This is a genomic window from Demequina lignilytica (assembly GCF_030418305.1).
Classification (GTDB): domain Bacteria; phylum Actinomycetota; class Actinomycetes; order Actinomycetales; family Demequinaceae; genus Demequina; species Demequina lignilytica.
Map to the genome: position 1 here is coordinate 91,695 of NZ_JAUHPX010000006.1, position 20,921 is coordinate 112,615.

Consider the following 20,921-nt stretch of genomic DNA (forward strand, 5'->3'; position numbering starts at 1 on the left):
CCGTCGTGGTGGACGCGCCCTCGGCGACGTCCTAGCTGATCGACCAACGGATGCGTGAGGTCACAGCCCGATCACTTCGGGAGATCACCGCTCGCTCGTGGTGGGCGCGGCTCGCTAAGTGTGCCGAAACTCGGGTCTCAGCTGGTAACAGCAGGAGAGCCTTGGCAGGTTCCACCGCGGCGGCGATGTGGTGTCAAAGCACGTCCGTACTCACCCGTCGCGCGTGCGGCCACGCTGTGAGAGCCATCCTCTGCGCGCATCCCAATGCTCTCTCAGCGAGTAGCCGACGAAGATCCCCCCGCCGTCCAACATTTGCGCGCACGGAGTTGCGCCTGCCGCGCTGTGGACGCACGCCGAGCGCCGGGCGGCGAGCGCCCACCCGAGCCCACGCGCGCTTTGGGCCACGGTTGCGGCAGAACCTCCGGTGCCGCTTCGTGCGTTTTGGGTATATTGCCTGGTAAAAGACGTACACCTGGAGCTGTAGTGTCAGGCGCATGGACCTGGACTGGAATGACATCGTCAACACCGCACTGGGCGCGGTTGCCGGTTCTGCAGTGACCCTGGCACTCGCGTATGTCGAGTTTCGCGCGCGCGATCGCAGTGAGTTCAATGCGGCGATCTCGCGCCTCCTTGAGGCGCTCAATGGTTGGTACGTCGCCGAGGCCGGCATGGCGTACGACGCGCGCTCTGACGTCGCCAAGCATGCTCGACTCGCCAGCCACGCGCAGGCGCTGAGCGTGGCCAGCGAAGTCGTTGGCGTTGCGGAAGCGAAGGCGAAGGCCGACGTGGAGGCTTTCGAACTAGTCCTCCGTGCAGTGAACTACCCTCCGGCAATGGGAGACCAGGCTCGGCTCATGCGCGCTTTCAAGGTTTCGCGCGCAGTCACAGACTGGCGCGCCGGAGCGATCGACACCACGGGGCTTTGTGACGCCATCAGAGGCCTGCTCGGTGAGGTCGCGGCCGCCGTGTGAGCCCCGAAGCGCTCGGCGGACGATCCGGGCATGGTGAACGGATGGGCGACGTCTTGACCTGAACCTAGCCGTCTCGCGCCGCAACGCCCCGAGCGGGTTCGAGTCCGCGCGGCTTGAAGTCGTGTCACTGTCCGTCTGTAGCGAAGTCGCCGCACCGTCCAGGCAACTGAACTGTGTGCTACCCGAGCCCGCGTCACCCTACTCGGCTACATTCGAAGCACCGGCTGCTCAAGCAGCAACGTTCGCGCAACCAGAGGGGGAGATCGTGAGCGGGATCGACGACTTGAGGGCGCGTGCCGAGGCCGAGCGGCAGCGTGCGAGTGACGCCTACGACGAAGTTGAGAACGACCTTGCTGGGGCGAAGGAACTGCTCGAACAGCTCGAGCAGGAGGATCTTGATAGCCCGAAACGAAGTGCTTCACGCGAGAACAAGATGCGAATCGTCGAAGACGAGATCGAGGGTCTGCGGCAGGATCTCGCCGATGCGGAGGACGACCTCACCCGAGCGATCTCCTTCTGGGATGAAGTCAACGGCTGAGCACCCGAAGAATCGCAGCGTCCGTGATCGACGCACGGCCTGAGGACAGCCCGCCGGCCGCTGTGTCCAAGGAGGCACTCGTGAGCACGATCGCACCATCGATCCCTTCCATCGGAGCTGATGGCTCATGGGGTGGTGGAGAAATGCTGTGGGCGTTGCATGCGCCCTGCGGATGCACCACCGGCTGGTTTGCCACGTCCAGACCAGGAATGGGTCCATTGCTGGACGAGGACTCGGTGTGGGAGGTGTCCTGCTATGGACCTACCCGCATCAGCCGAATGCGTGCCGAGGGTTGGCGGTGGCTTTGGGAGCCGGACGAGACCGTGTATTCGGCAATGAGGCGCGACTGCCGACACACGCCCACGCATGGGTCGAGCATTTTCACCGTTCCCGATGGCCATACCTGGGCGGCCCTTTCGGCGACCGCGACGGTCGAGCACCTTGTGTGGGATTGGGAAGAAGACCTGCTCCGTGATGACCCGTCCAACTACGTGAGCGACGAAGTCGCGCCATTGTGCGGTGACAAGGTCAGCGGGCCTTGGTGGAAGGTGGCCAACGCTGGCCCATGTCCTGCCTGCGAGAACGCGGCTGCCAAGATAGGACCAACCTCCACGTCATGGTGACTCGGACCGGCACCTGGACCAACAGCGCGGACTGTGGCTTGCAGTCACCTGTTGGAGAGGGCGACGCCATTGTGCACTGCCACGACGCCCGTCTCATGGCGTCACCGCTTCAGAGCCCGCGACAGCAGGAGTCCAAGCGATGAGTGTTGGTGACCCGTCGCTCGAAGATAGCCTGTCCGGGGAGTACGGAGCCCGTCTCGCGATTGAAGTAGCACGCTTGCTCGATGGCGGCGCGATACTGACTAACCTCCACCTCATCGAAGTACTCGGCATCCTCAAGACACGTGGGCCGTTGCGCGGCGGCATGAGCCCCGCGACCTACAGGAATTGGGCCTCTCGGCACCTCGCGGGCGACGACGTGAGCGTGCTTGAGGAAGCCATGCGCTTGCATCGCTCGAACGCATTGGGCCGCCATCGGCTAGCCACGGTGGCAGGCTATGAACACCAACACCTCAGGGTCAATGAATTTGGACTGCATCGAGACGCTTCGCGAATCGCCACTGAACTCGGAAGTGACCACGCGGACGTCATCGCGCTTGAGTTGGACGTGATCCTTCGCTCCCTCCGTGAAGCGGGACTCGACCACGAAGCGGACGCAGTTGAACTGACCCGAGACCTCGTGCTGCGATTGGCTGGCGAGGCAGGCGAGGGCGATCGGCGTCTCGTGCAGATGTACGCGCCACTGGAGTCCGAGTCCATAGACCATGCGACACCCGACCTTGTCGTCGGGTTCCGCAACCGCACGCGTGTGCTACGCGCCAGCGAACTAGAGCGGGCCAAGAATTACAGGTCTCAGAGTCGACTTGAGCGCGAGTGGTTCCCAGAGGATTGGACGGCTGAGCTTCACAAGTCACGCGCGGGCCGGGCCGCCCTGCTGGAGCGTGTGCTCACCGCTTTCGAACTGGCTGATGAGCCAGAATTCGCCGCGGACACGGAAGACGCGCAGCGCGCACGAAACCTGACGAAGGGCACGCGCCACAGCGCGCGAGACGAATTGAGCCGCTTCCCGTCGGACGTGAACGAGTTCCTCCCGACTGAAGAGGACGAGTCAGCGGGATGGCCTGCCGATGAGCGCCTGTCGCTGCACCTCAGATGGTGGGCCCATGAAACCGCGCCGAGCGCGAGGATCACGCTGTTGCGCACCGGCGTAGGTGAGAACCTCAACGAGGCTGAACTCGAGGGGCTAACGGCGATCGCGTCCGGGCTTCAGATTTCCGTCCTTCGACGACTCACCACGGATCTTGGTGGCGAAGGCCCGGTTTCCGCGGCGATTGCGTCCCCGTTCGGCAAGTACGCCGCACGTTGGGGAGAACCCAAGAAGTCCGAGGAGTGGAGCGAGCTACGCCGCGAACTTGCCTCCTTGCGCAACCCCGAATCGGATGAAGGATCTGGTTCCGCGAGCCTGAACTACGAGCTTGCGACGAAGGTGCGAAGCCTCAACCAGCGCCTACGCCGGTATGGCGCAACACTGGGGGACCTACCGCCTTACGCACGCCTTGATCCGCGCGCAAAGGAGGAGCTGACGCGCGCACTTCTCAAGTTCGATCAGTGGGAGCATCAGAGTAGGTAGGAACCGGTGACGGTGCCCCAGCAGGACTCGGTCGCCTCAGGAGCACATCAAGGATCTCCATCATCGGCGCTCGAGGCTTTCACGCACGATGTCCGCAGACGTGCTCAACTCGCGGCGCGCATCGGCGTCGAGTTCACGCCATTGAGCGGTTCCAAGCACCTGAGCGCTCGACACGAGGCCATCGAGGTCCCTTGCGAGCAGCCATGCTGTCTTGCTTGCCTCGCTGTGGAGTTCCTGTGCCCTGGCACACATCTCGCCCCACGGAGTCGCTTCACCAGCCGGGTCCTGCCATCGGTAGATCTCCGCCTCGGGCGACGCCAGTACCTCTCGTACGGCTCGATCTCCAGAGTCGAGCCAGTAAGCCACGAGCGCGCGGGGCAACTCGGCAAGCACAGCAGCGCGGTGCCACAGTTCAAGGCTCCGAGACGTCCCTGCGATCTCATCCCACCCGGTCCGAACCTCGGACGGATCTTGTCCTTCGCGCTCGTACTCGCTTTCCAGCGTGGAGATCTTCTCGGCAAGCTGCTGGCTCGTGCTCGGGGGAGGCAGTCGGCGTAGCAGCGGTCCGGCACGTCGAACCGGCCGACCGAGTCTGTCGATGACTTCCAAGAGGCCGGTACAACCGTCTCGTCCGCTCTCATGTCGTTCTCGTTCACGAGAGAGCGACACAGGGGCTTTCAAGGCACGAACCTGCTGTGCGAGTGCCTGGTCATCGAGGGCCCGGTCGTGTGCGTCGCGGAGAACCTCGACCTCCCGCCTGACTATGTCTGCGTCTGGTTCGCGCGCGCCGCAAGCCAAGTAGTAGGCCTCGTGTTCCGCTGCGCCTCTCCCGAGCAGCTCCTTCAGGACCATCGCATGCGGCCTGTAGATGCTCAGCCACTCTGCCAGCACACGGTTGCCGCGGAGATCGTCGGACCCTTCGAACTCGCCGCGCCAGCGCGCCGCCGTGGTCCGAGCCAGCCCTCCTCGTTGTGCACCACGTAGCTCAAGCAGAGCTAGCACGTCACGCAGTGTGAGATCACGCAGATGCGCCCCCGCGACGAGTAGCCGCTCAACCTGAATCGCAGCGGCGTGCTCATTCTTCGCCTGCGCTGCGCGACCCTTCGGCTCGGCCTTCATGAACACAGTCTGCCCTGCTACGGGGCACCGTCCATAAGGCGAACCCAATTTTCACCTGTCAGGTGAGCCGAGTCCAGAGATCTTGATGAAGCGGGACCACGCAAGTCCCACATAAGTACCAGCACCAAGGAGGCCTCCTCATGAACATCTTGATCAGGATCATCACGTCGGAGCCGGTCAAGATCGTCGCCCGCGCGGCCGCGATCACCGCACTCGACCTCGCGCTCAAGGCGGTGAAGCGGTGAGCGCCCGCGGACATGCCCACCGCCACTCGGACGTCGGCTGCATCACCCGCAAGCGTCGCTTCCGCGACCACCAGGAGGCGGTGCACGCCCTCCACGGCGCACAGCAGTTCGCGCGCCTCGACATCGAGTCCTCGGGCTCAACGAAGCGCGCCGAGTGCCGCACCTACGAGTGCTACGCGTGCAACGGATGGCACCTGACGAGCCAGCCCGCGCCCGGGGCGGTGGCAGCGTGAGCACGGAGCGCGAGCCCCGCGTGATGGGCCACCCCTACAACTCCAGCGAAGCGCTCGACGCTGCCCGCCGCGCGTTCGACCACAACCGCGCTCGGATCAACAACGGCGAGACCCTGCCGTCCCAGTCGCAGTCGCCCTGGAGGCGCGGCAAGGGACCGGGTTCCTACAGCACCGGCGGGGTCCGTCGGACGGGAACGAGGTGACCGACCAGGATCAGTCGCGCGCCGGCGGCTCTCACGGGGACCGGCTGACTTCCGGTCCTCGGGGTGCGACTGCCCCTTCGGGACGACGTTCAGGCGGCGAAGCCCTGTGACCGGCAAGCCGCAGCCAACTAGCGAAAGAGATCAACCATGACCAACCTCGCCCATCTCACCTCGCGGCTTCTGGCAGCCAGCGGATCTGTCGGGCCGGCGTTCGGAGCGCTTGGCCCCTTCGCGATCGCCGTGCCGCTGGCGGCCGTGGTCGCCGCAAGGATCCTCGAGGCCCAGGCGGCACCGCCGACCACACCCGCACCCCGCGCACCGAGCCGCCCTGACCCGGTCGCCACGACCATGCGGTTCCATGCCGGCGACGTGGGCGTCACCTACGACGACGTGCTCATGCCATACCTGTCCGGGATAGATCAGGCAACCATCGTCGACCCCTACCTGCGCGACCCCGAGCAGGTCCGCAACCTCCGAGAACTGGTCGAATCCATCTCCCGGGCCACGGACCACAAGCCCGCCGCGGTGCACGTCATCACCACCGAGGAGCGCTCCAGCGACGACCAGCTCACCCACCTCGAGCTCCTCAGCGCCGCTCAGGACCACGCCGCGCTCCATGGCATCATGCTCAGTTTCTCGTTCTCCAACACGATCCACGACCGAGAGATCACCACGGAGCACTGGGAGATCCAGCTCGGCAAGGGGCTCGACTTTTGGAAGCGGCCGCAGACTCCCGACGAGCACAACCAGTACGAGCGTCAGGAGTTCCGTGAAGTCGCCAAGGACTTCAAGGTGACCACCAGGACCCGGTAAGCGCCCGCCCGCCCATCCGGCACGGCCTCAGGCGTGGATGCCGGTCGCGCAGGGGCTCGTCACTAGGTCACGCGGCGACGCCGCATGCCCCCCTGCAGACGTCTCCGAAGAGCCAGGCGGACTGCCAGCGCACAGGTGCATTCGAATCGCCTGGCAGATGAGGCGCATCCGCCTTACAGGAGAGGCGAACGTGCGGGTTGCGCACCGGGCGAGCCGTCCCGTGTCTCACGGACACGGGATGGGCTTCCACGTCTTCCCGCCAGGAGCGTAGGCGCGACAGCCGGTGTAGCCGCCGTCGTACGACGACCCGGAACCGGACGAGCTTGATGAACTTGATCGGCTGGTCGAACCCGAAGACTTCGGGGTCGACGGAGTCGAGGCGCGGGCACGCCGCGCGGCCTCCGCGGCCTCCTCCTGGTCCTTCGCCGACTGACGGATCTTCCCGAACCGATCGGGCGCGTCAGTGATGGTGCGCTTCGCGGCAAGGAACAGCGCCACCCGATGATGGTGGTCGTCATCGTCATCCGGGACGGCAACCAGGCCGGCCGTCGCCGCAGCGGCCTCCCACCCACACAGCGCCTTGTCCCCCACGTACGCACCCGCATCGTGATACGCCTTCTCGCGCGGATGCCAGTCGTAGCCATCGGTCGAGTCGTACCGCGGCTCAGCGAGGTTGTTCACCAGCAGCGAGTAGCCGACGTCCTCACCATCAGGCAGGAGGACGTACCGCAGCAGACGGTCGTACTTGTCCGTGTCATCCACAGACGCCGGGTTGCCCAGCACGACCGACGTGCCAGCCGGCGCGAGACTCTCCGCACCCTCGGTGGCCTCGATCGCGATCGAGCACTTGTCCGACAGCTCCGGCGTATCGACGCCGATCAGGCGGACCCGGCCTTCGCTCGTCAGGACCGTATCTCCGTCGATCCACCGGATGATCGTCGCCGACGCCTCGCCGAGCGTATGGTCCACCAACCCGTTATCCGTAAGACGGAACCCCGTTTGACCCTCAGTCGCGAGCGCATCCGCCCGCACCACGTCATACAAACCCTCAAGTTCAGCCGCCGCCGAGTCGAAGAACTCATCCGCCTGCGCCGCGTACCGATCCCCGCCCCAGTCCAGGCGGTCGTAGCCATCGCCGACGTCCTCGGCGACCTGCGACAGCCGCTGAGCCACCGGATCGCCGGTGCCACCCGGATACGACTCCGCGAGCGCCGTCAAGGAGTCCTCGAGGTCGTCTCCGTAGTCCTCGACGTACGCTTGAGGGAAGTCGAAGTTGCCAAGCGCTTCGAGCCAGTTCGCAAACTTCAGAGCGCGGGTACGGTCGGAGGACGTCGGCTCCGGCGCAGTCGCTGCCATGACGGTCGGCTCGACGACTACCGGCTCCGGGGTCGCGGTGACTGTGACGGTCGGCGCGGGTTCAGGCTCGCCTCCGGCGTTGTTCGCGCACGACACCATCACGATCAGCAGCACGAAGCCGCCAACGATCCACTTCCACATACTCGCCCCTCAGCGCGGCGCACCTCTGCGACCAGCCAACGACCATTGACTGTATAGGCAAGCGCCGACATCACACGCTCCGCGTGAGAAGGCTCACAGGGGTGGGGCGAACCCGAGGCGACTGCGAGTCACAGCTGGCGATACCTGTCATCGTCGAAGCCCCCCGACGGCCTGATCACGAATCAGCGCGATACGACGGGCAACGACCGCGCTACGTGCCGCTGTTCGTCTCTCGCATCCTTGAGCGTTCGGTAGAAGCCGCCTGACTTGTTCTGGTCGAGGTTCAGCGGGAGAACGAGCCCGCTGATGAGCTCCGACTCTGCGAGCCAGGGCTCGGGATCAACCATCCAACAGACCCGGGCGTGCTCCTCCATCCAAAGAGATAACGCCGCCTCTCCGTCGCCGAAGTGAAGGCGACCGCCGCTCCCGATCCGACGCAACTGAATCCCAAGCTCGTTCGAGAGAAGCGATCCGAGTGTCAGCCGCAACGTCGAACTCGACGCGTTGCGCCGATAGTGGGTCTGGATGCGAGCGCGCAGGTTCCCCTTGCTGGGGGGCTTGCCGTTCCGTGGCGGCTCCTTCGGCGAAATGCCCACGTAGAGAAGGTCGCCGAACTCCGTGTGATGCGTTCCGGCAGTCGGCACCCCTGATGGCGGCACGTCGAAGTACCAGGCGTAGATGCCGGGCCTCGGCGGCACCGGGCTCGGGCGTGAGAGCGCTTGATCGCGACTCGTCACCGTGCCGGGCCGCAGCAGCTCAGCGAATCGCCGCTGCACGGTGTCGTGCGCAGGCAACGCAGGTCCCATGCCTCGAACTCTAGTGAAACGCTGCCGCGCCCCACGAGGCGGCGCAGGTCACCGCCTCGCCGAGCGCCCGGTCGAGTCCGACCGAGCGCGCTCCCGAACCAGGGGCCTCGCGCTCTCCGTGGACTGGGATCAAAGATTGCGTGGACTCGAGCCCCTGAGTCAAGGGCATCTATCGAGGTAGATCAGTTGTGCACGTTTCCCACGCTCGGGGCCATCACGGCCATCGCGGCGACCACGGCGCCGCTCAGATGTCCTCGCCCATGCGTCGCACCCCGACGTGCAGGAGCGCGAGCACGCCGGCGAGCATGACCGCGAGGGCGATCTGCAGGCCGCTGTCGCCGCCGATCAGCTGGGTCAGGCGCAGCGCGGCGATCGAGATGCCGAGGCCGAGGCCGCCCAGGTACATGTCCTTCATGCCGACGGCCGCGCCCAGCAGCCCGAGACCCGCGCTCAGGAGCGCGTTGCCGGTGCTCACCAGCGCGAAGATCACCCCGGCCAAGGCGACCACCGCGGCGATACCGAAGCCGCGCAGCCCGACGGAGTCCCGCCGCGTGTACGCGATCCACGTCTCCACGCCGAACGCGGCGGCCACCACCAGCGACTGCACCAGCACCGAGGCGTCGAACCACCACAGCAGGGCCATCGCGAGCGACACGACGATCGCCGCGCGCGCCCCCTGATCCCGATGCATGCGCCGCGTGCCGGGATTCCAGCCCTCACCCGCGGACCCGGCCCGGTCCATGCCGGGGATGTCCGTGCCGCTCACGTCAGCCTCCACACGCGCATCATCACTCCTCGTCGAGCGTCCTGAGCGGCACCGTCACCGCGACCAGCGTCCGGCCTCCCAGCCGGATCACCATCTCATCGTCCCTCACCTCACGGCGCGACACGCGCGGCGTGACCTTCCTGCGCCCGCGCATCGCGTCCCATGTGAGACGGTTCTGCGCCTCGTCGTGGGCGGACAGCGTCTCGACGTCGGCGAATCCGTTCGCCGCACCGGGCACGCGGAGGCGTACCAGCTCGCGCCGCCCGGTGGTGTTCACCAGCTTGACCACCACCGCATCGTCGCCCGCCGTCGCGGAGGCGAGGACGCCCTCGGGCAGCGCGGCGTCCAGGGGGACGATGCGTTCGCGCACCGTCGCGCCGAACATCCGCTGCACATGGTGGTTGGCGCTGCGCATGGCGGAGAACGGGTTGAAGTCGATGAGGTTGTGCTCCCACTGGCCCCGGCTGACCAGGTTGAGCAGCGGCGCGAAGGAGGTCATGGCGACCACGTCCGCGTTGCGTTCGACACCGGTGAGGAACGCGGCCTCCGCGAGGGCCGAGCGGAACGAGTTCGGGAGCGGCCGCACCGGCTTGGGGACCAGCCCCGAGGGAAGGTTCGCGGCGTACTCGCCCACCGCGACGCGGACGTCGCGCGGGAGGTCGTCGTAGCGCGTGGCGGCGTCGATGGTCCAGGTGGGGCTCTTGTAGAAGTGCTCGTCGACGATCGTGCCCTCGGGGTGCCTCCTCGCGTGAGCCCACGCCATCTCGTACTCCGTGCCCCAGGCGAGCGCGCCCGCGGAGAGGACCACCTCGATGCCGGGACGATGCGCCCGCACCGCCTCGCGGATGATCCGGAACCGCTCGAGGTACCCGGGGCCCGAGTTCTCGTTGCCGATCGCGATCATGTCGAGCGCGAAGGGCTCGGGGTGGCCGGCCTCGGCGCGGAGCCGCGCCCACTCGTTGGTGTCGGGGTCGCCGGTCGCCCAGTCGATGAGGTCGAGCACGTCCTGAGTCACCGCTCGGAAGGCGTCGGAGTCGATCGGGAGCGTCTCGCTCGAGCGGAGCTGGCAGGCGATGCCGACGCCCACGACCGGCAGCGGCTTGGCTCCCAGGTCCTCGCACATGAGGAAGTATTCGTAGTAGCCCACCTGGAAGGACTGCGAGTAGTCGCCGCCCCGGGTGGACAGCCCCCACAGGTTGTAGTCGGGACGCCGCCGCTCGACGGGGCCGACGGTCCGCTTCCAGTCGTACGCGTTCGCGCAGTCGAGCCCCTCGACGATGCAGCCCCCGGGGAAGCGGATGAAGCGCGGCTTGAGGTCGGCGATCGCCTCGACCAGGTCGCGGCGCAGCACGCTCTGGCTCCACCGGGGATCACCGGCGCCCCAGTGATCCGCGGGGATCAGGCGGACCTCGTCGACGTCGACCGTGCCGGTGCCCTTGAAGCCGATCTCCAGCGCCGCGAGGGAGTTGCGGTACGGGATCAGGGTGGCGGTCGCGCGCTCCCAGCCCGGGTGGTCGGGGGCGGGCGTCACCGTCAGCTCCGCGGTGGCGAGCACCTTGCCTCGGCGGTCCACCAGCCGGGCGGCGAACGGCCCGTCGAAGGAGTGCCGGCGGACCAGGAGGTCGAGGTGGAGGACCACCCCGCGGCGGGCGCCGATGCCGGCGGCGGCGCGGCCATGGCCGGCGTTGCGGAGCACCGTCATCCCGTCGGAGACCAGCCGGGCGTATCTGCTCCCCGGGACGAGCGGCCGGTCGGCCGCGAGCCCCGGCTCCCGCGCATCGTCGATCTCCGTGGCGGGGAAGGCGATCGCTCCCCCGCGCACGTCCCAGTGGCGCATCGGGTCGATGCGGGTACGCGGCTTGCGATGCGTGATCGCGGCGACAGTGTTGGTGTGGGTGCCGCGGCGGAGGTAGACGCCCTCGAAGGAGTGGTTCGCCACCAGGTTCGCGTTGAGGCCGCCGTCGACGGCGTGGTTGATGTCCTCGAGGAACGCGCCGATGAGCGTCGGACTCACCGACGTGGTGGCGCGCGCGGGGTCGGCGGTCAGGACGATGCTGGGGCGGGCCGGGGTCATGGTTCGAGTGTGCCTCGCGGCCGTGGCGGGCGCTACACCGTCATGCCTGGTGGGTCGCGGTTTCAGCGGACGGCGTAGCGAAGCAGCACGGATCCCTGCGGGAACGTGCGGTGCTCGAGCAGCTCGAGGTCCAGGCGCAGGCCGTCCGGCAGCGCGCGCGTGCCCGCGCCGACGATCGCGGGGACCACGGCGAGCTGGATCTCGTCGACCAGGCCGGCCGTGAGGGCGTGCGCCGCGAGCGTGGGGCCGCCGATGCCGAGGTCGCGGTCGGCACGGTCCTTGAGGTGGCGGACGTCGACGGCGTCGAACTCGCGCTCGATGCGGGCGCGCGGGATGCCCGGCTCGTCGAGGGTGCCCGAGTAGACCACCTTGTCCGAGGCGACCCACGCCTCGGCGAAGGTGCGCAGGTGCGGCGGGAGCACCGGCGTGCCGTAGAGGTCCTCCCAGACCACCATCGTCTCGTGCATGCGGCGGCCGTACAGATAGGTGCCGATGGTCCGGGCGAGGTCGGTGAAGTGGTCGTGGAGCTGCTCGTCGGGCTGCGCCCAGTCGAACTCCCCCTGCGCATCGTTCACATACCCGTCGAGCGAGCAGATGGTGGCGTAGACCAGGCGTGCCATGACGTCCTCCTCTTCCTCCTGCCACGGTATCGCCGGGGGCTGACCTCCGCCTGGTCACGCGGGCGGTGACCCGGCATAGGGTGGACGGCATGACCCTTCCCACGCTCACGCTCAACGACGGCTTCACCATCCCCGCGCTCGGCTTCGGTACGTATCCCCTGGTGGGCGCCGAGGGCGCCGCGGCGGTGCGGTCCGCGCTCGACACGGGGTACCGGCTGCTCGACTCCGCAGTGAACTACGAGAACGAGGGCGTGGTCGGGCGTGCGGCGCGCGACTGGCTGGTGGAGTCCGGCTCGGGGCGCGACGAGCTGACCGTGCAGACCAAGCTGCCCGGTCGGCATCACGACTACGAGCGGGCGCTGGCGTCGGGATATGAGTCAGTTGCCCGACTTGGATTGGATCGCATCGACGTGCTGATGATCCACTGGCCCAACCCCGTCACGGGGAGGTACCGCGAGGCCTGGCGCGCGCTGGTCGAGCTCCGGGAGCGCGGCGTGGTGCGGTCCGTGGGCGTCTCGAACTTCACGCCGCGGCTGCTGGAGGAGATCATCGACGACTCGGGCGTGGTACCCGTCGTCAACCAGGTCGAGCTCCACCCGTACTTCCCGCAGGAGGAGCTGCTCGAGGTCCACGCGCGGCACGGCATCGTCACCGAGGCCTGGAGCCCCCTGGGGAAGCGTCAGGCGCCGTACGGCGAGCCGGTGATCGTCGCCGCCGCGGCCCGGCTGGGCGTGACTCCCGCGCAGGTGATCCTGCGGTGGCACCTGGAGCGCGGCACCGTGCCGCTGCCGAAGTCCGCGACGCCGTCGCGGCAGGCGGAGAACCTTGCCGTCGACTCGTTCGCGCTGCTGCCCGAGGAGGTCGCGGCCATCACCGCGCTCGGGCGCGAGGACGGGCGGCTGTTCGACGGCGACCCCGAGCGCCACGAGGAGATGTAGGGCCGGGCGTCGCGCGTCAGGCGTCCCCGCGTCGCCACGCTGTCCCCGGACACGCCATTCCGGCCGCAACGTTCTCGCCGCAACCTTCCCGGCCGTGCCCTTCCGACTGATGTCCACAGGCTGAGGTGGGCGGGCCCGAATTCACATGTCTACCAGGGTGGATGATCGTCGGGCGATGTCAGAGGGCTCTGGTGTGATGGGGTCATGGACGCGGCCGGACTGTTCGACGAGCTTCCCGGGGACACCTCGGGCGAGTTCGCGGCGGCCTGCTCGCGGGCGTCGGCGGCGCTGACACAGATGCGTGAGCTCGCCGCGCTGGCTGACATGTGCCAGGCGGACGCGCTCCTGGCTCAGTTCGACGAGGCGAGCACGGTAGGTCGGGAGGTCGACCTGGTCGTGGCACGCCTGGGCCGCGGCATCGAGCGCCGCTCCGAGGACGCCCCCGCAGGAGGGCTCGCACGCCGGTGCGGACACCGCTCCACGGCGGACCTGATGGCCGCCCGACGCGGGTCGACCCGCGCTGAGGCGTTCCGGCTCCTTGGCGTCGGTCGCCTCCTCGAGGACGCCGAGAACGCCGCCGCAATCGACGAACTCGACAACGGTGACACCGACACCCCCAACCCCCACCCCGACGGCGCCCCCAACCCCGACCCCGACGGCGCCCCCAACCCCGACCCTGATGGCGACCCCGACCCTGATGGTGGTGGTGACCCTGATGGCGACGGTGAGCCTGACCCTGACGAGGCGACCCCCGACCCGACACCGACTCCCACGCCGCCGCCGCCGCGGCATCCGCATGTGGCGGCGGCACTGGCGGCAGGGGACCTGTCGGTCGAGGCGGCCTCGCAGATCACCGTGATGCTCGACGCGCTCGACGGGGTCGTGGACCCGCAGGTCCTGTCCGATGCCGAGGAGGTCCTGGTGGGCAAGGCCCACGGGTTGGCCGCAGACCGCCTGGCCCGGATCATCCGCCAGTGGCGTGCCCGCCTCGACCCCGAGGGCCACGAACGCGAGCTGACCCGCATGCGCACCTCCCGCATGCTGCGGATCTACGACAACCGTGCCGGCATGACCGTCATCACCGGACAGCTCGACCCCGAGACCGCCGCACCGATCCGCACCGCACTCGACGCGCTCGTCGGCGACGACATGCGCCGCAGCCACGACGCCATCGGCACCGACACCCGCACCACCGACCAGATGCGCGCCGACGCCCTCGCCCGTCTGGCCCGCCACGGCCTGGCCTGCACCGCGACGGACCTGCCCCTCGCGTCGGTGACCATGGTCGTCCGCATCGACGAAGCCTCCCTACGCGACCGGGTCGGACACGCCGACCTCGACGGATCCCCCATACCGCTGGATCCCGCGACGCTGCGCCGCATGGCCGCCGACGCGGACATCATCCCCGCCGTCCTCGGCACCCACGGCGAGGTCCTCGACTGGGGCAGGGCCCGGCGCCTGTTCACCAAAGCCCAACGCCTCGCCCTGACCGAACGCGACGGCGGCTGCGCGTTCTGCGGCGCACCCCCGGCCTGGACCGAGGTCCACCACATCCGCTGGTGGGGACGCGACACCGGCCCGACCGACCTCGCCAACGGCATCCTGCTCTGCCGCCACTGCCACCACACCATCCACACCCAACACTGGGACATCCACGCCACCCCCACCTCCGTCCACTTCACCCCGCCCGCCACCATCGACCCCACCCGCACCCCCAGGCTCGGCGGCCGCGCACGCTTCCACGCACCCCGCAGCCACACGCCACAGCCCACCCACCCCACCCACCCCACCCAGCCCGCCGAGCCCACCAAGCCGCCCCGACCCCCCGACCAATGACCCCGCCCCGACGGCGCCACCCCCCCCGGGTGAGCGCCGCATCGGCGCGTCTCCAGGCCCTCAGGCCGGGGCAACGCAGGGAACCACCTGGCGCGACACCCCTGCGAGGCAAGACCTCCGTCACCTATCCGAAACGCCGCGACCGATAAACTTGGAGCACCGTCAACGATGCCGTCCCCCCGCTCTCCACAGAGGATCCCCATGCGCGACACCTACGCCAAGGCAGAGAAGATCGTCTCCGCCCTCTCGACCGACGACAAGATCCGACTCGTGTCCGGCCGCGACGCCTGGACCACCGAGGAGGTGATCGAGGCGGGAATCCCCTCGATCCTCGTCACGGACGGCCCGCACGGCGTGCGCAAGCAGGTCGCGGGCACCGATCACCTGGGCCTCAACGCCTCCGTCCCGGCAACGTGCTTCCCCACCGCGGTCACCCTCGGCTCCTCGTGGGACCCCGAGCTGATCGAGGAGGTCGGCGCCGCCCTGGGCCGCGAGAGCCGCGCCGCCGACGTCGCCGTGCTGCTCGGCCCCGGCCTCAACATCAAGCGCCACCCCGCGGGCGGCCGCAACTTCGAGTACTTCTCCGAGGACCCCTTCGTCTCCGGCAAGATGGCCGCCGCCATGGTGCGTGGCATCCAGTCGCAGGGCGTCGGCGCCTGCCTCAAGCACTACGCGGCCAACAACCAGGAGTTCTTCCGCCTCTCGGTCGACACGGTCGTCGACGACCGCACCCTGCACGAGCTCTACCTCACCGGCTTCGAGATCGCCGTGAAGGAGTCCGACCCCTGGACCGTGATGTGCTCGTACAACAAGGTCAACGGCGAGCACGCCGACGTCAACCGCAGCCTGATGACCGACACCCTCCGGGACGACTGGGGCTTCGACGGTCTGGTGATGACCGACTGGTTCGCCACCTCGGACCGCGCCCTCGCCCTGTGCGCCGGCGTCGACCTCGAGATGCCCGGCACCGGCGGCTCCTGGGACGCCGAGGTCGCCAAGGCCCACCAGTCCGGCCTGCTCACCACCGCCGAGCTCGACCTCGCCGCGACCCGCGTGGTCGACCTCGCCCTCCGGGCGCAGAACGATGCGGGCACCTCCCAGGTCGACCCTGCCGCCCACCACGCGCTCGCCCGCAAGGCGGCCGCCGCCGGCACCGTCCTCCTCACCAACGACGGCACACTCCCGCTCGAGCGCACCGGCACCATCGCCGTGATCGGCGCCTTCGCGAAGAAGCCCCGCTACCAGGGCGCCGGCTCCTCGCTGGTCAACCCGACGCAGCTCGACACCTTCATCGCCGCGCTGCGGGAGTCGCTCGGCGACGCCGCCTCCGTGACCTACGCCCCCGGTTACGACCCCCTCACCGGCGCGACCGAGGAGGTGCTGCTCGACGAGGTCCGTGCCGCCGCCGCGAAGTCGGACGTCGTCATCGTCCTCGCCGGCCTGCCCGCGAGCGCCGAGTCCGAGGGCTTCGACCGCGAGCACCTGCGCCTGCCCGACGGCCACACCGCCGTCATCACCGCCGCGCTCGAGGCCAACGAGCGCACCGTGATCGCGCTTCAGAACGGCTCCCCCGTCGAGATGCCGTGGGCCGAGCGCCCCGCCGCGATCGTCGAGGCCTACCTGGGCGGCCAGGCGGGCGGCTCCGCGCTCGCCGACGTGATCCTCGGCGACGTCGCCCCCGGCGGACGCCTCGCCGAGTCCTTCCCGATGGCCGCCTCCGACCTGCCCGCCGACCGCGACTTCGCGCGCCACCCCAAGCAGGTCGAGTACCGCGAGGGCCTCTACGTGGGCTACCGCTTCCACGACTCCGCCGGCGTTCCCGCCCGCTTCCCCTTCGGCCACGGCCTCAGCTACACGGCCTTCGACTACACGGGCCTCACCGTCCGCAAGTCCGGCGACGGCTACTCGGTGACCGTGACCGTCACCAACGTCGGCCCCCGTGAGGGATCCGACGTGGTCCAGGTCTACGTGCGCGACCCCGAGTCGGCCGCCTACCGCCCCGAGAAGGAGCTCAAGGGCTTCGCGAAGGTCCACCTGGGCGCCGGCGAGTCGCAGAAGCTCACCATCAAGCTCGACCGTCGGGCCTTCGCGGTGTGGGACGTCCGCTCCCAGGAGTGGCGCGTCGAGCCGGGCGACATCGAGATCCTGGTGGGAGCCTCGTCGACCGACATCCGCGCTCGCCGCACCGTCAAGATCGCGGAGGGCCAGGCGGTCTCGCCGTCGCACGGCCCCGCGGCCTACGTGGCCACCGACAACGAGTTCCGCACCATGCTCGGCAGCGAGATCCCGACCCCCGACGGTCCCGTGCCGTTCCACCGCGACTCCACCATCGCCGACCTCGAGCACACCGTGCTCGGCAAGGTCGCGGCCGGCCCCCTGCTCGAGCTGGGCAGGAAGAGCTTCGACACCACCGACGCCGACCCCACCACCATCGGGATGTTCGAGGCCGACCTCAAGGAGGCCCCGCTGCGCAAGATCGCGATGAGCAGCGACGGCGCCCTCACGCTCAAGCGCCTCGACCAGCTGATCGCGGTGCTCAACCGCACCTCCCTCAGCGCCTGGCGCGCGCACTAGGCGACCCCCGCATCGTCCCGACCGAGGGCCCGGACCGCGACGGTCCGGGCCCTCGGCGTCTGCACAGACCGCGCGGAATGGCCTACGGTGGCAAGGAGACCGATACCAGGCACGTCCGAGCCGAAGGAACGGGACCCGTCACCATGAGCGCCTCCGCACCCCCCACCCCGATGACCCGCGAGACGCTCGCGAAGTGGGTGTTCTGGCCTGCCGCGGTGCTGATCCTCGGGTTCGTGCTGTTCGCCATGGTGGCACCCGACGCGGCGGCGTCGGTGTTCGACACCATCCAGTCCGACATCATCTCCGTCTTCGGCTGGTACTACGTGCTGATCGCGGCGCTGTTCGTCGCGGTCGCCCTCTACCTGGGGTTCAGCCGGTACGGCAACATCGTGCTCGGCAAGGACGGCGACACCCCGCAGTTCAGCCGCTTCTCCTGGTTCGCGCTGCTGTTCGCCGCCGGCATGGGCATCGGCCTGGTGTTCTACGGCGTCTCCGAGCCGCTGGCGCACTATGCGTCGCCGCGGCCCGGCGTGACCGGCACCCCCGAGCAGCTCGCGCAGTCCGCGATGGCGCAGACCTTCCTCCACTGGGGCATCCACGCGTGGTCGATCTACATCATCGTCGGGCTCGCGATCGCGTACGCGGTGCACCGTCGCGGGCGCCCCGTGTCGATCCGCTACGCGGTCGAGCCGCTGCTGGGCAAGGCGATCCACGGGCGCTGGGGCAACGTGATCGACGTGACCGCTGTGGTCGGCACGCTGTTCGGCATCGCGACCTCGCTCGGTCTGGGCGTGCTGCAGATCTCCTCCGGGCTGAGCTCCGCCGGGATCGCCGAGCCCGACACCCGTACCCAGGTGATCCTGATCGTGGTGATCACCATCGTCACCCTCTTCTCCCTGCTGACGGGTCTCGCGCGCGGGATGAAGTGGCTGTCGAACATCAACCTCGCGCTCGCCGGGCTGATCCTGCTCTACGTGCTCTTCTCGGGGCCGACCCTGTTCCTGCTGCGCGAGTTCGTGCAGTCGATCGGCGCGTACATCCAGGGCTTCGTCGGGCTGAGCTTCAACGTCTCCGCCTTCCAGGGCGAGATCGGCGCCGCCTGGCAGGCGAGCTGGACCACCTTCTACTGGGGCTGGTGGATCTCCTGGGCGCCCTTCGTCGGCATCTTCATCGCGCGCGTCTCCAAGGGACGCACCGTCCGCGAGTTCGTGTGGGGCGTGCTGCTCGTGCCCGCGATGATCACCTTCCTGTGGTTCGCGGTGATGGGCGGCTCCGCCCTGTACCGGGAGGTGTTCGGCGACGGCGGACTGATCGCCGCAGACGGCAGCATCGACTATCAGGGATCCCTGTTCCAGGTCCTCGAGGCGCTGCCCGCCGGCACCTATGTGACCTTCGGCGCGATCCTGCTGATCGGCATCTTCTTCGTCACCTCGTCGGACTCCGGCAGCTTCGTGCTGTCGATGCTGACCTCGGGCGGCGCGCCCACCCCCGCCCGCTGGCTGCGCGTCTTCTGGGCGTGCACCACCGCGCTGGTCGCCATCGCGCTGCTGCTCACCGGCGGCCTCGGGGCCCTGCAGACCGCGGCCATCATCACCGCGCTGCCGTTCTCGGTGGTGATGATCATGATGGTCATGTCCCTGTTCCGCGCGTTCGACACGGAGCATCGCGCCTACATGCGGGCGACCCGCGAGGAGTTCGTCGAGCACGTCGCCGACCACATCGGCGACCACTACGGCCTCGAGCCCGCGACCATGGAGATCGAGGAGGCGCGCACCCGGATCCGCTGGCGCCGCCGCAAGAAGGCGGGAGCCGTCGCGGGTTCCACCGCTCCCGAGCCACCGGCGCCCGCGACGACCGAACCGCCGGGCCCCGGCGCCCCCGCCGCCAGCGACATCGGGCCGGAGGAGGCACGGTCCTACGAGTCCCTCGACACGGAGGGGATCGTCACCGCGCACACGATCTCCGAGGAGGAGCCCCGGCAGTAGCCCGCGGCGCCGGGACGATGCGCTAGCCGACCAGGCGGAGCGTGTCGCCTGGCCGTGCCTGGGCAAGACGCGAGTGCGAGCCCTCCCGCACGATCGCGACCACCGGGTAGCCGCCCGTGGTCGGGTGGTCGGCCAGGAAGATCACCGGCAGCCCCGACGGCGGCAGCTGCACCGCGCCCCGGACCATGCCCTCGCTCGGGATCTCTCCCGCTCGCGCCCGCGCCAGCGACTCGCCCGCGAGCCTCACTCCCACCCGGTTGGAGTCGACGCTGACCGTCCACTCGCGGGCGAGCAGCGTCGCCCAGCCGCGCGCGCCGAGCCACTCCCACCGCGGTCCCGGCACCACCGACAGCGCCGCCGCACCGCGCTCCTGCTCGAGGGACGGCGCCGCCGCGGCGGCGCCACGCGTCGCGCGGAACAGCTCGTCGTCGCGAGGAGGAGCCTCCCCGACCGGCAGCACGTCCCCGGCCCTCACCGGCGCGGGGCCGAGCCCCGACAGCGTGTCGGCCGAGCGGCTGCCGAGCACGGGAGCGACGTCGATGCCGCCCCGGACCGCGACGTAGGCCCGCGCCCCCGCGACCGCCGCCCCGACCTCGACCACCTGACCGCGTCCGACGCGGAACGGCGCGCCCCACGGCGCCCGCACCCCGCCCACGAACACCTCGCATCGCGCGCCCGTGACCGCGAGCACCGTCGCGCCACGCGCCCGGACCCTCACCCCGAGCATCGTCGCCTCGAGCGTGGCGGCCGACGGGTCGTTGCCCACCAGGGCGTTCGCCGCGTCGTGCGCCGCCAGGTCGGCCGCACCCGCGCGGGGCACCCCGAGGTGCGCGGCCCCGACCCGGCCCCGGTCCTGCACCGTCACCAGGGCTCCCGCGTCGAGGATCTCCAGCCCGCTCACGTCGCCGCCACGAAGCGCACCCGCGTGCCCGGCGACAGCAGCGCCGCCGGATCCCGCTCCACGTCCCAGATCTCGATCCCGACCGCGGTGCCGACGATCTGCCACCCGCCGGGCGAGCGCTGCGGGTACACGCCCGCGTAGGGTCCGGCGAGCGCGACCGAGCCCGCGGGGACGGACGTGCGCGGCGTGGCCCGTCGCGGCACCTCGCGCCCCAGGCCCGTGAGGTAGGCGAAGCCCGGAGAGAACCCGCAGAACGCGACCGTGAGCTCCGCCGCCAGCACCGTGGCCTCGGCGGCGGGAGCCGTCACGCCCCAATGCGCCGCGACGTCCGGGAGGTCCGGTCCGTCGAAGCGCACCGGGATCTCCACCACCGGACCCGCGGCGACGTCGACCGCCCGCAGCTCCCAGCCCGTGATCGCGGCCGCGAGCGCCGCGGGGTCCGGCACGCCCGCCAGGAGCACCGTGCGTGCCGCGGGCACGATCTCCTCCGCCGTCAGCAGCCCCGCCTCGCGGCGCCGGAGCGCCTCGGCATGCACGGCCAGCACCTCGTCGGCGTCGGCGCAGTCCACCAGGACCGCGGCCGCGCCCATCACGATCGGGGCCGGCACC

The 20,921-nt window shown here is 69.4% G+C and carries 18 protein-coding genes; 10 read left to right on the forward strand and 8 right to left on the reverse strand.

Annotated elements, in window-relative coordinates; translation table 11 throughout:
• Positions 1 to 494 precede the first annotated feature (494 nt).
• From QQX10_RS10710 to QQX10_RS10720, 3 genes are all read left to right on the forward strand, one after another.
• A complete protein-coding gene (locus QQX10_RS10710) occupies positions 495 to 971 on the forward strand; it encodes a hypothetical protein (protein ID WP_301120751.1) in 477 nt (158 codons plus the stop codon).
• 265 nt (positions 972 to 1,236) lie between these two features.
• Positions 1,237 to 1,509: a hypothetical protein gene (locus tag QQX10_RS10715; RefSeq protein WP_301120753.1), complete on the forward strand. Its 273-nt coding sequence runs from the start codon at positions 1,237 to 1,239 to the stop codon at positions 1,507 to 1,509.
• Positions 1,510 to 2,271: 762 nt separating this feature from the next.
• Positions 2,272 to 3,702, forward strand: coding sequence for a hypothetical protein (locus QQX10_RS10720; protein ID WP_301120755.1), 1,431 nt, complete (start codon positions 2,272 to 2,274; stop codon positions 3,700 to 3,702).
• 60 nt (positions 3,703 to 3,762) lie between these two features.
• Here the strand turns inward: QQX10_RS10720 and QQX10_RS10725 are convergent, their stop codons facing one another.
• Positions 3,763 to 4,821, reverse strand: coding sequence for a hypothetical protein (locus tag QQX10_RS10725; protein WP_301120757.1), 1,059 nt, complete (start codon positions 4,819 to 4,821; stop codon positions 3,763 to 3,765).
• Between the two features lie 241 nt (positions 4,822 to 5,062).
• Between QQX10_RS10725 and QQX10_RS10730 the strand changes: the two genes are divergently transcribed.
• From QQX10_RS10730 to QQX10_RS10740, 3 genes are all read left to right on the forward strand, one after another.
• Positions 5,063 to 5,299 carry a hypothetical protein gene (locus tag QQX10_RS10730; protein ID WP_301120759.1) on the forward strand — a complete coding sequence of 79 codons (237 nt, stop codon included), beginning with the start codon at positions 5,063 to 5,065 and terminating at the stop codon, positions 5,297 to 5,299.
• A complete protein-coding gene (locus QQX10_RS10735) occupies positions 5,296 to 5,502 on the forward strand; it encodes a hypothetical protein (protein ID WP_301120761.1) in 207 nt (68 codons plus the stop codon). The genes QQX10_RS10730 and QQX10_RS10735 overlap by 4 nt, the downstream gene beginning before the upstream one ends.
• Positions 5,503 to 5,649: 147 nt before the next feature.
• The gene (locus QQX10_RS10740; RefSeq protein ID WP_301120763.1) at positions 5,650 to 6,315 is read left to right on the forward strand and encodes an MIT C-terminal domain-containing protein; all 666 of its coding nucleotides are present in this window, start codon (positions 5,650 to 5,652) and stop codon (positions 6,313 to 6,315) included.
• A gap of 225 nt (positions 6,316 to 6,540) precedes the next feature.
• On the opposite strand, the gene QQX10_RS10745 is transcribed toward QQX10_RS10740, so the two are convergent.
• The 5 genes from QQX10_RS10745 to QQX10_RS10765 form a co-directional block, all read right to left on the reverse strand.
• Complete coding sequence (locus QQX10_RS10745) at positions 6,541 to 7,812, reverse strand: thermonuclease family protein (RefSeq protein ID WP_301120765.1); 1,272 nt, start codon at positions 7,810 to 7,812, stop codon at positions 6,541 to 6,543.
• Positions 7,813 to 7,994: 182 nt separating this feature from the next.
• Positions 7,995 to 8,618: a GIY-YIG nuclease family protein gene (locus tag QQX10_RS10750; RefSeq protein ID WP_301120767.1), complete on the reverse strand. Its 624-nt coding sequence runs from the start codon at positions 8,616 to 8,618 to the stop codon at positions 7,995 to 7,997.
• Between the two features lie 244 nt (positions 8,619 to 8,862).
• Entirely contained in the window at positions 8,863 to 9,384 is a 522-nt protein-coding gene (locus tag QQX10_RS10755; RefSeq protein ID WP_301120769.1) for a hypothetical protein, read from the reverse strand.
• Positions 9,385 to 9,406: 22 nt separating this feature from the next.
• Entirely contained in the window at positions 9,407 to 11,458 is a 2,052-nt protein-coding gene (locus tag QQX10_RS10760; protein WP_301120771.1) for an alpha-L-arabinofuranosidase family protein, read from the reverse strand.
• Positions 11,459 to 11,520: 62 nt separating this feature from the next.
• A complete protein-coding gene (locus QQX10_RS10765; RefSeq protein WP_301120773.1) occupies positions 11,521 to 12,078 on the reverse strand; it encodes a dihydrofolate reductase family protein in 558 nt (185 codons plus the stop codon).
• Between the two features lie 89 nt (positions 12,079 to 12,167).
• Between QQX10_RS10765 and QQX10_RS10770 the strand changes: the two genes are divergently transcribed.
• The 4 genes from QQX10_RS10770 (at position 12,168) to QQX10_RS10785 (ending at position 19,411) form a co-directional block, all read left to right on the forward strand.
• Positions 12,168 to 13,016, forward strand: a complete 849-nt coding sequence (locus tag QQX10_RS10770) for an aldo/keto reductase (protein WP_301120775.1) — start codon at positions 12,168 to 12,170, stop codon at positions 13,014 to 13,016.
• Positions 13,017 to 13,220: 204 nt separating this feature from the next.
• Positions 13,221 to 14,852: an HNH endonuclease signature motif containing protein gene (locus QQX10_RS10775; RefSeq protein ID WP_301120777.1), complete on the forward strand. Its 1,632-nt coding sequence runs from the start codon at positions 13,221 to 13,223 to the stop codon at positions 14,850 to 14,852.
• Between the two features lie 201 nt (positions 14,853 to 15,053).
• On the forward strand, positions 15,054 to 17,426 hold the full coding sequence (locus tag QQX10_RS10780; RefSeq protein ID WP_301120779.1) for a glycoside hydrolase family 3 C-terminal domain-containing protein: 2,373 nt from the start codon (positions 15,054 to 15,056) through the stop codon (positions 17,424 to 17,426).
• Between the two features lie 143 nt (positions 17,427 to 17,569).
• Positions 17,570 to 19,411 carry a BCCT family transporter gene (locus QQX10_RS10785; protein ID WP_301120781.1) on the forward strand — a complete coding sequence of 614 codons (1,842 nt, stop codon included), beginning with the start codon at positions 17,570 to 17,572 and terminating at the stop codon, positions 19,409 to 19,411.
• Positions 19,412 to 19,433: 22 nt separating this feature from the next.
• Here the strand turns inward: QQX10_RS10785 and QQX10_RS10790 are convergent, their stop codons facing one another.
• Positions 19,434 to 20,312 carry a 5-oxoprolinase subunit C family protein gene (locus QQX10_RS10790; RefSeq protein WP_301120783.1) on the reverse strand — a complete coding sequence of 293 codons (879 nt, stop codon included), beginning with the start codon at positions 20,310 to 20,312 and terminating at the stop codon, positions 19,434 to 19,436.
• Positions 20,309 to 20,920: a 5-oxoprolinase subunit B family protein gene (locus QQX10_RS10795; protein ID WP_301120785.1), complete on the reverse strand. Its 612-nt coding sequence runs from the start codon at positions 20,918 to 20,920 to the stop codon at positions 20,309 to 20,311. Before QQX10_RS10795 ends, QQX10_RS10790 begins: the two co-directional genes overlap by 4 nt.
• Between the last annotated feature and the right edge of the window lies 1 nt (position 20,921).

Coding starts and splice junctions, on each gene's coding strand:
- QQX10_RS10745 (WP_301120765.1), bottom strand. CDS start 7,812: ATGTGGAAGTGGATCGTTGGCGGCTTCGTGCTGCTGATCGTGATGGTG.
- QQX10_RS10775 (WP_301120777.1), top strand. CDS start 13,221: ATGGACGCGGCCGGACTGTTCGACGAGCTTCCCGGGGACACCTCGGGC.
- QQX10_RS10740 (WP_301120763.1), top strand. CDS start 5,650: ATGACCAACCTCGCCCATCTCACCTCGCGGCTTCTGGCAGCCAGCGGA.
- QQX10_RS10765 (WP_301120773.1), bottom strand. CDS start 12,078: ATGGCACGCCTGGTCTACGCCACCATCTGCTCGCTCGACGGGTATGTG.
- QQX10_RS10770 (WP_301120775.1), top strand. CDS start 12,168: ATGACCCTTCCCACGCTCACGCTCAACGACGGCTTCACCATCCCCGCG.
- QQX10_RS10780 (WP_301120779.1), top strand. CDS start 15,054: ATGCGCGACACCTACGCCAAGGCAGAGAAGATCGTCTCCGCCCTCTCG.
- QQX10_RS10785 (WP_301120781.1), top strand. CDS start 17,570: ATGAGCGCCTCCGCACCCCCCACCCCGATGACCCGCGAGACGCTCGCG.
- QQX10_RS10720 (WP_301120755.1), top strand. CDS start 2,272: ATGAGTGTTGGTGACCCGTCGCTCGAAGATAGCCTGTCCGGGGAGTAC.
- QQX10_RS10760 (WP_301120771.1), bottom strand. CDS start 11,458: ATGACCCCGGCCCGCCCCAGCATCGTCCTGACCGCCGACCCCGCGCGC.
- QQX10_RS10725 (WP_301120757.1), bottom strand. CDS start 4,821: ATGAAGGCCGAGCCGAAGGGTCGCGCAGCGCAGGCGAAGAATGAGCAC.
- QQX10_RS10710 (WP_301120751.1), top strand. CDS start 495: ATGGACCTGGACTGGAATGACATCGTCAACACCGCACTGGGCGCGGTT.
- QQX10_RS10750 (WP_301120767.1), bottom strand. CDS start 8,618: ATGGGACCTGCGTTGCCTGCGCACGACACCGTGCAGCGGCGATTCGCT.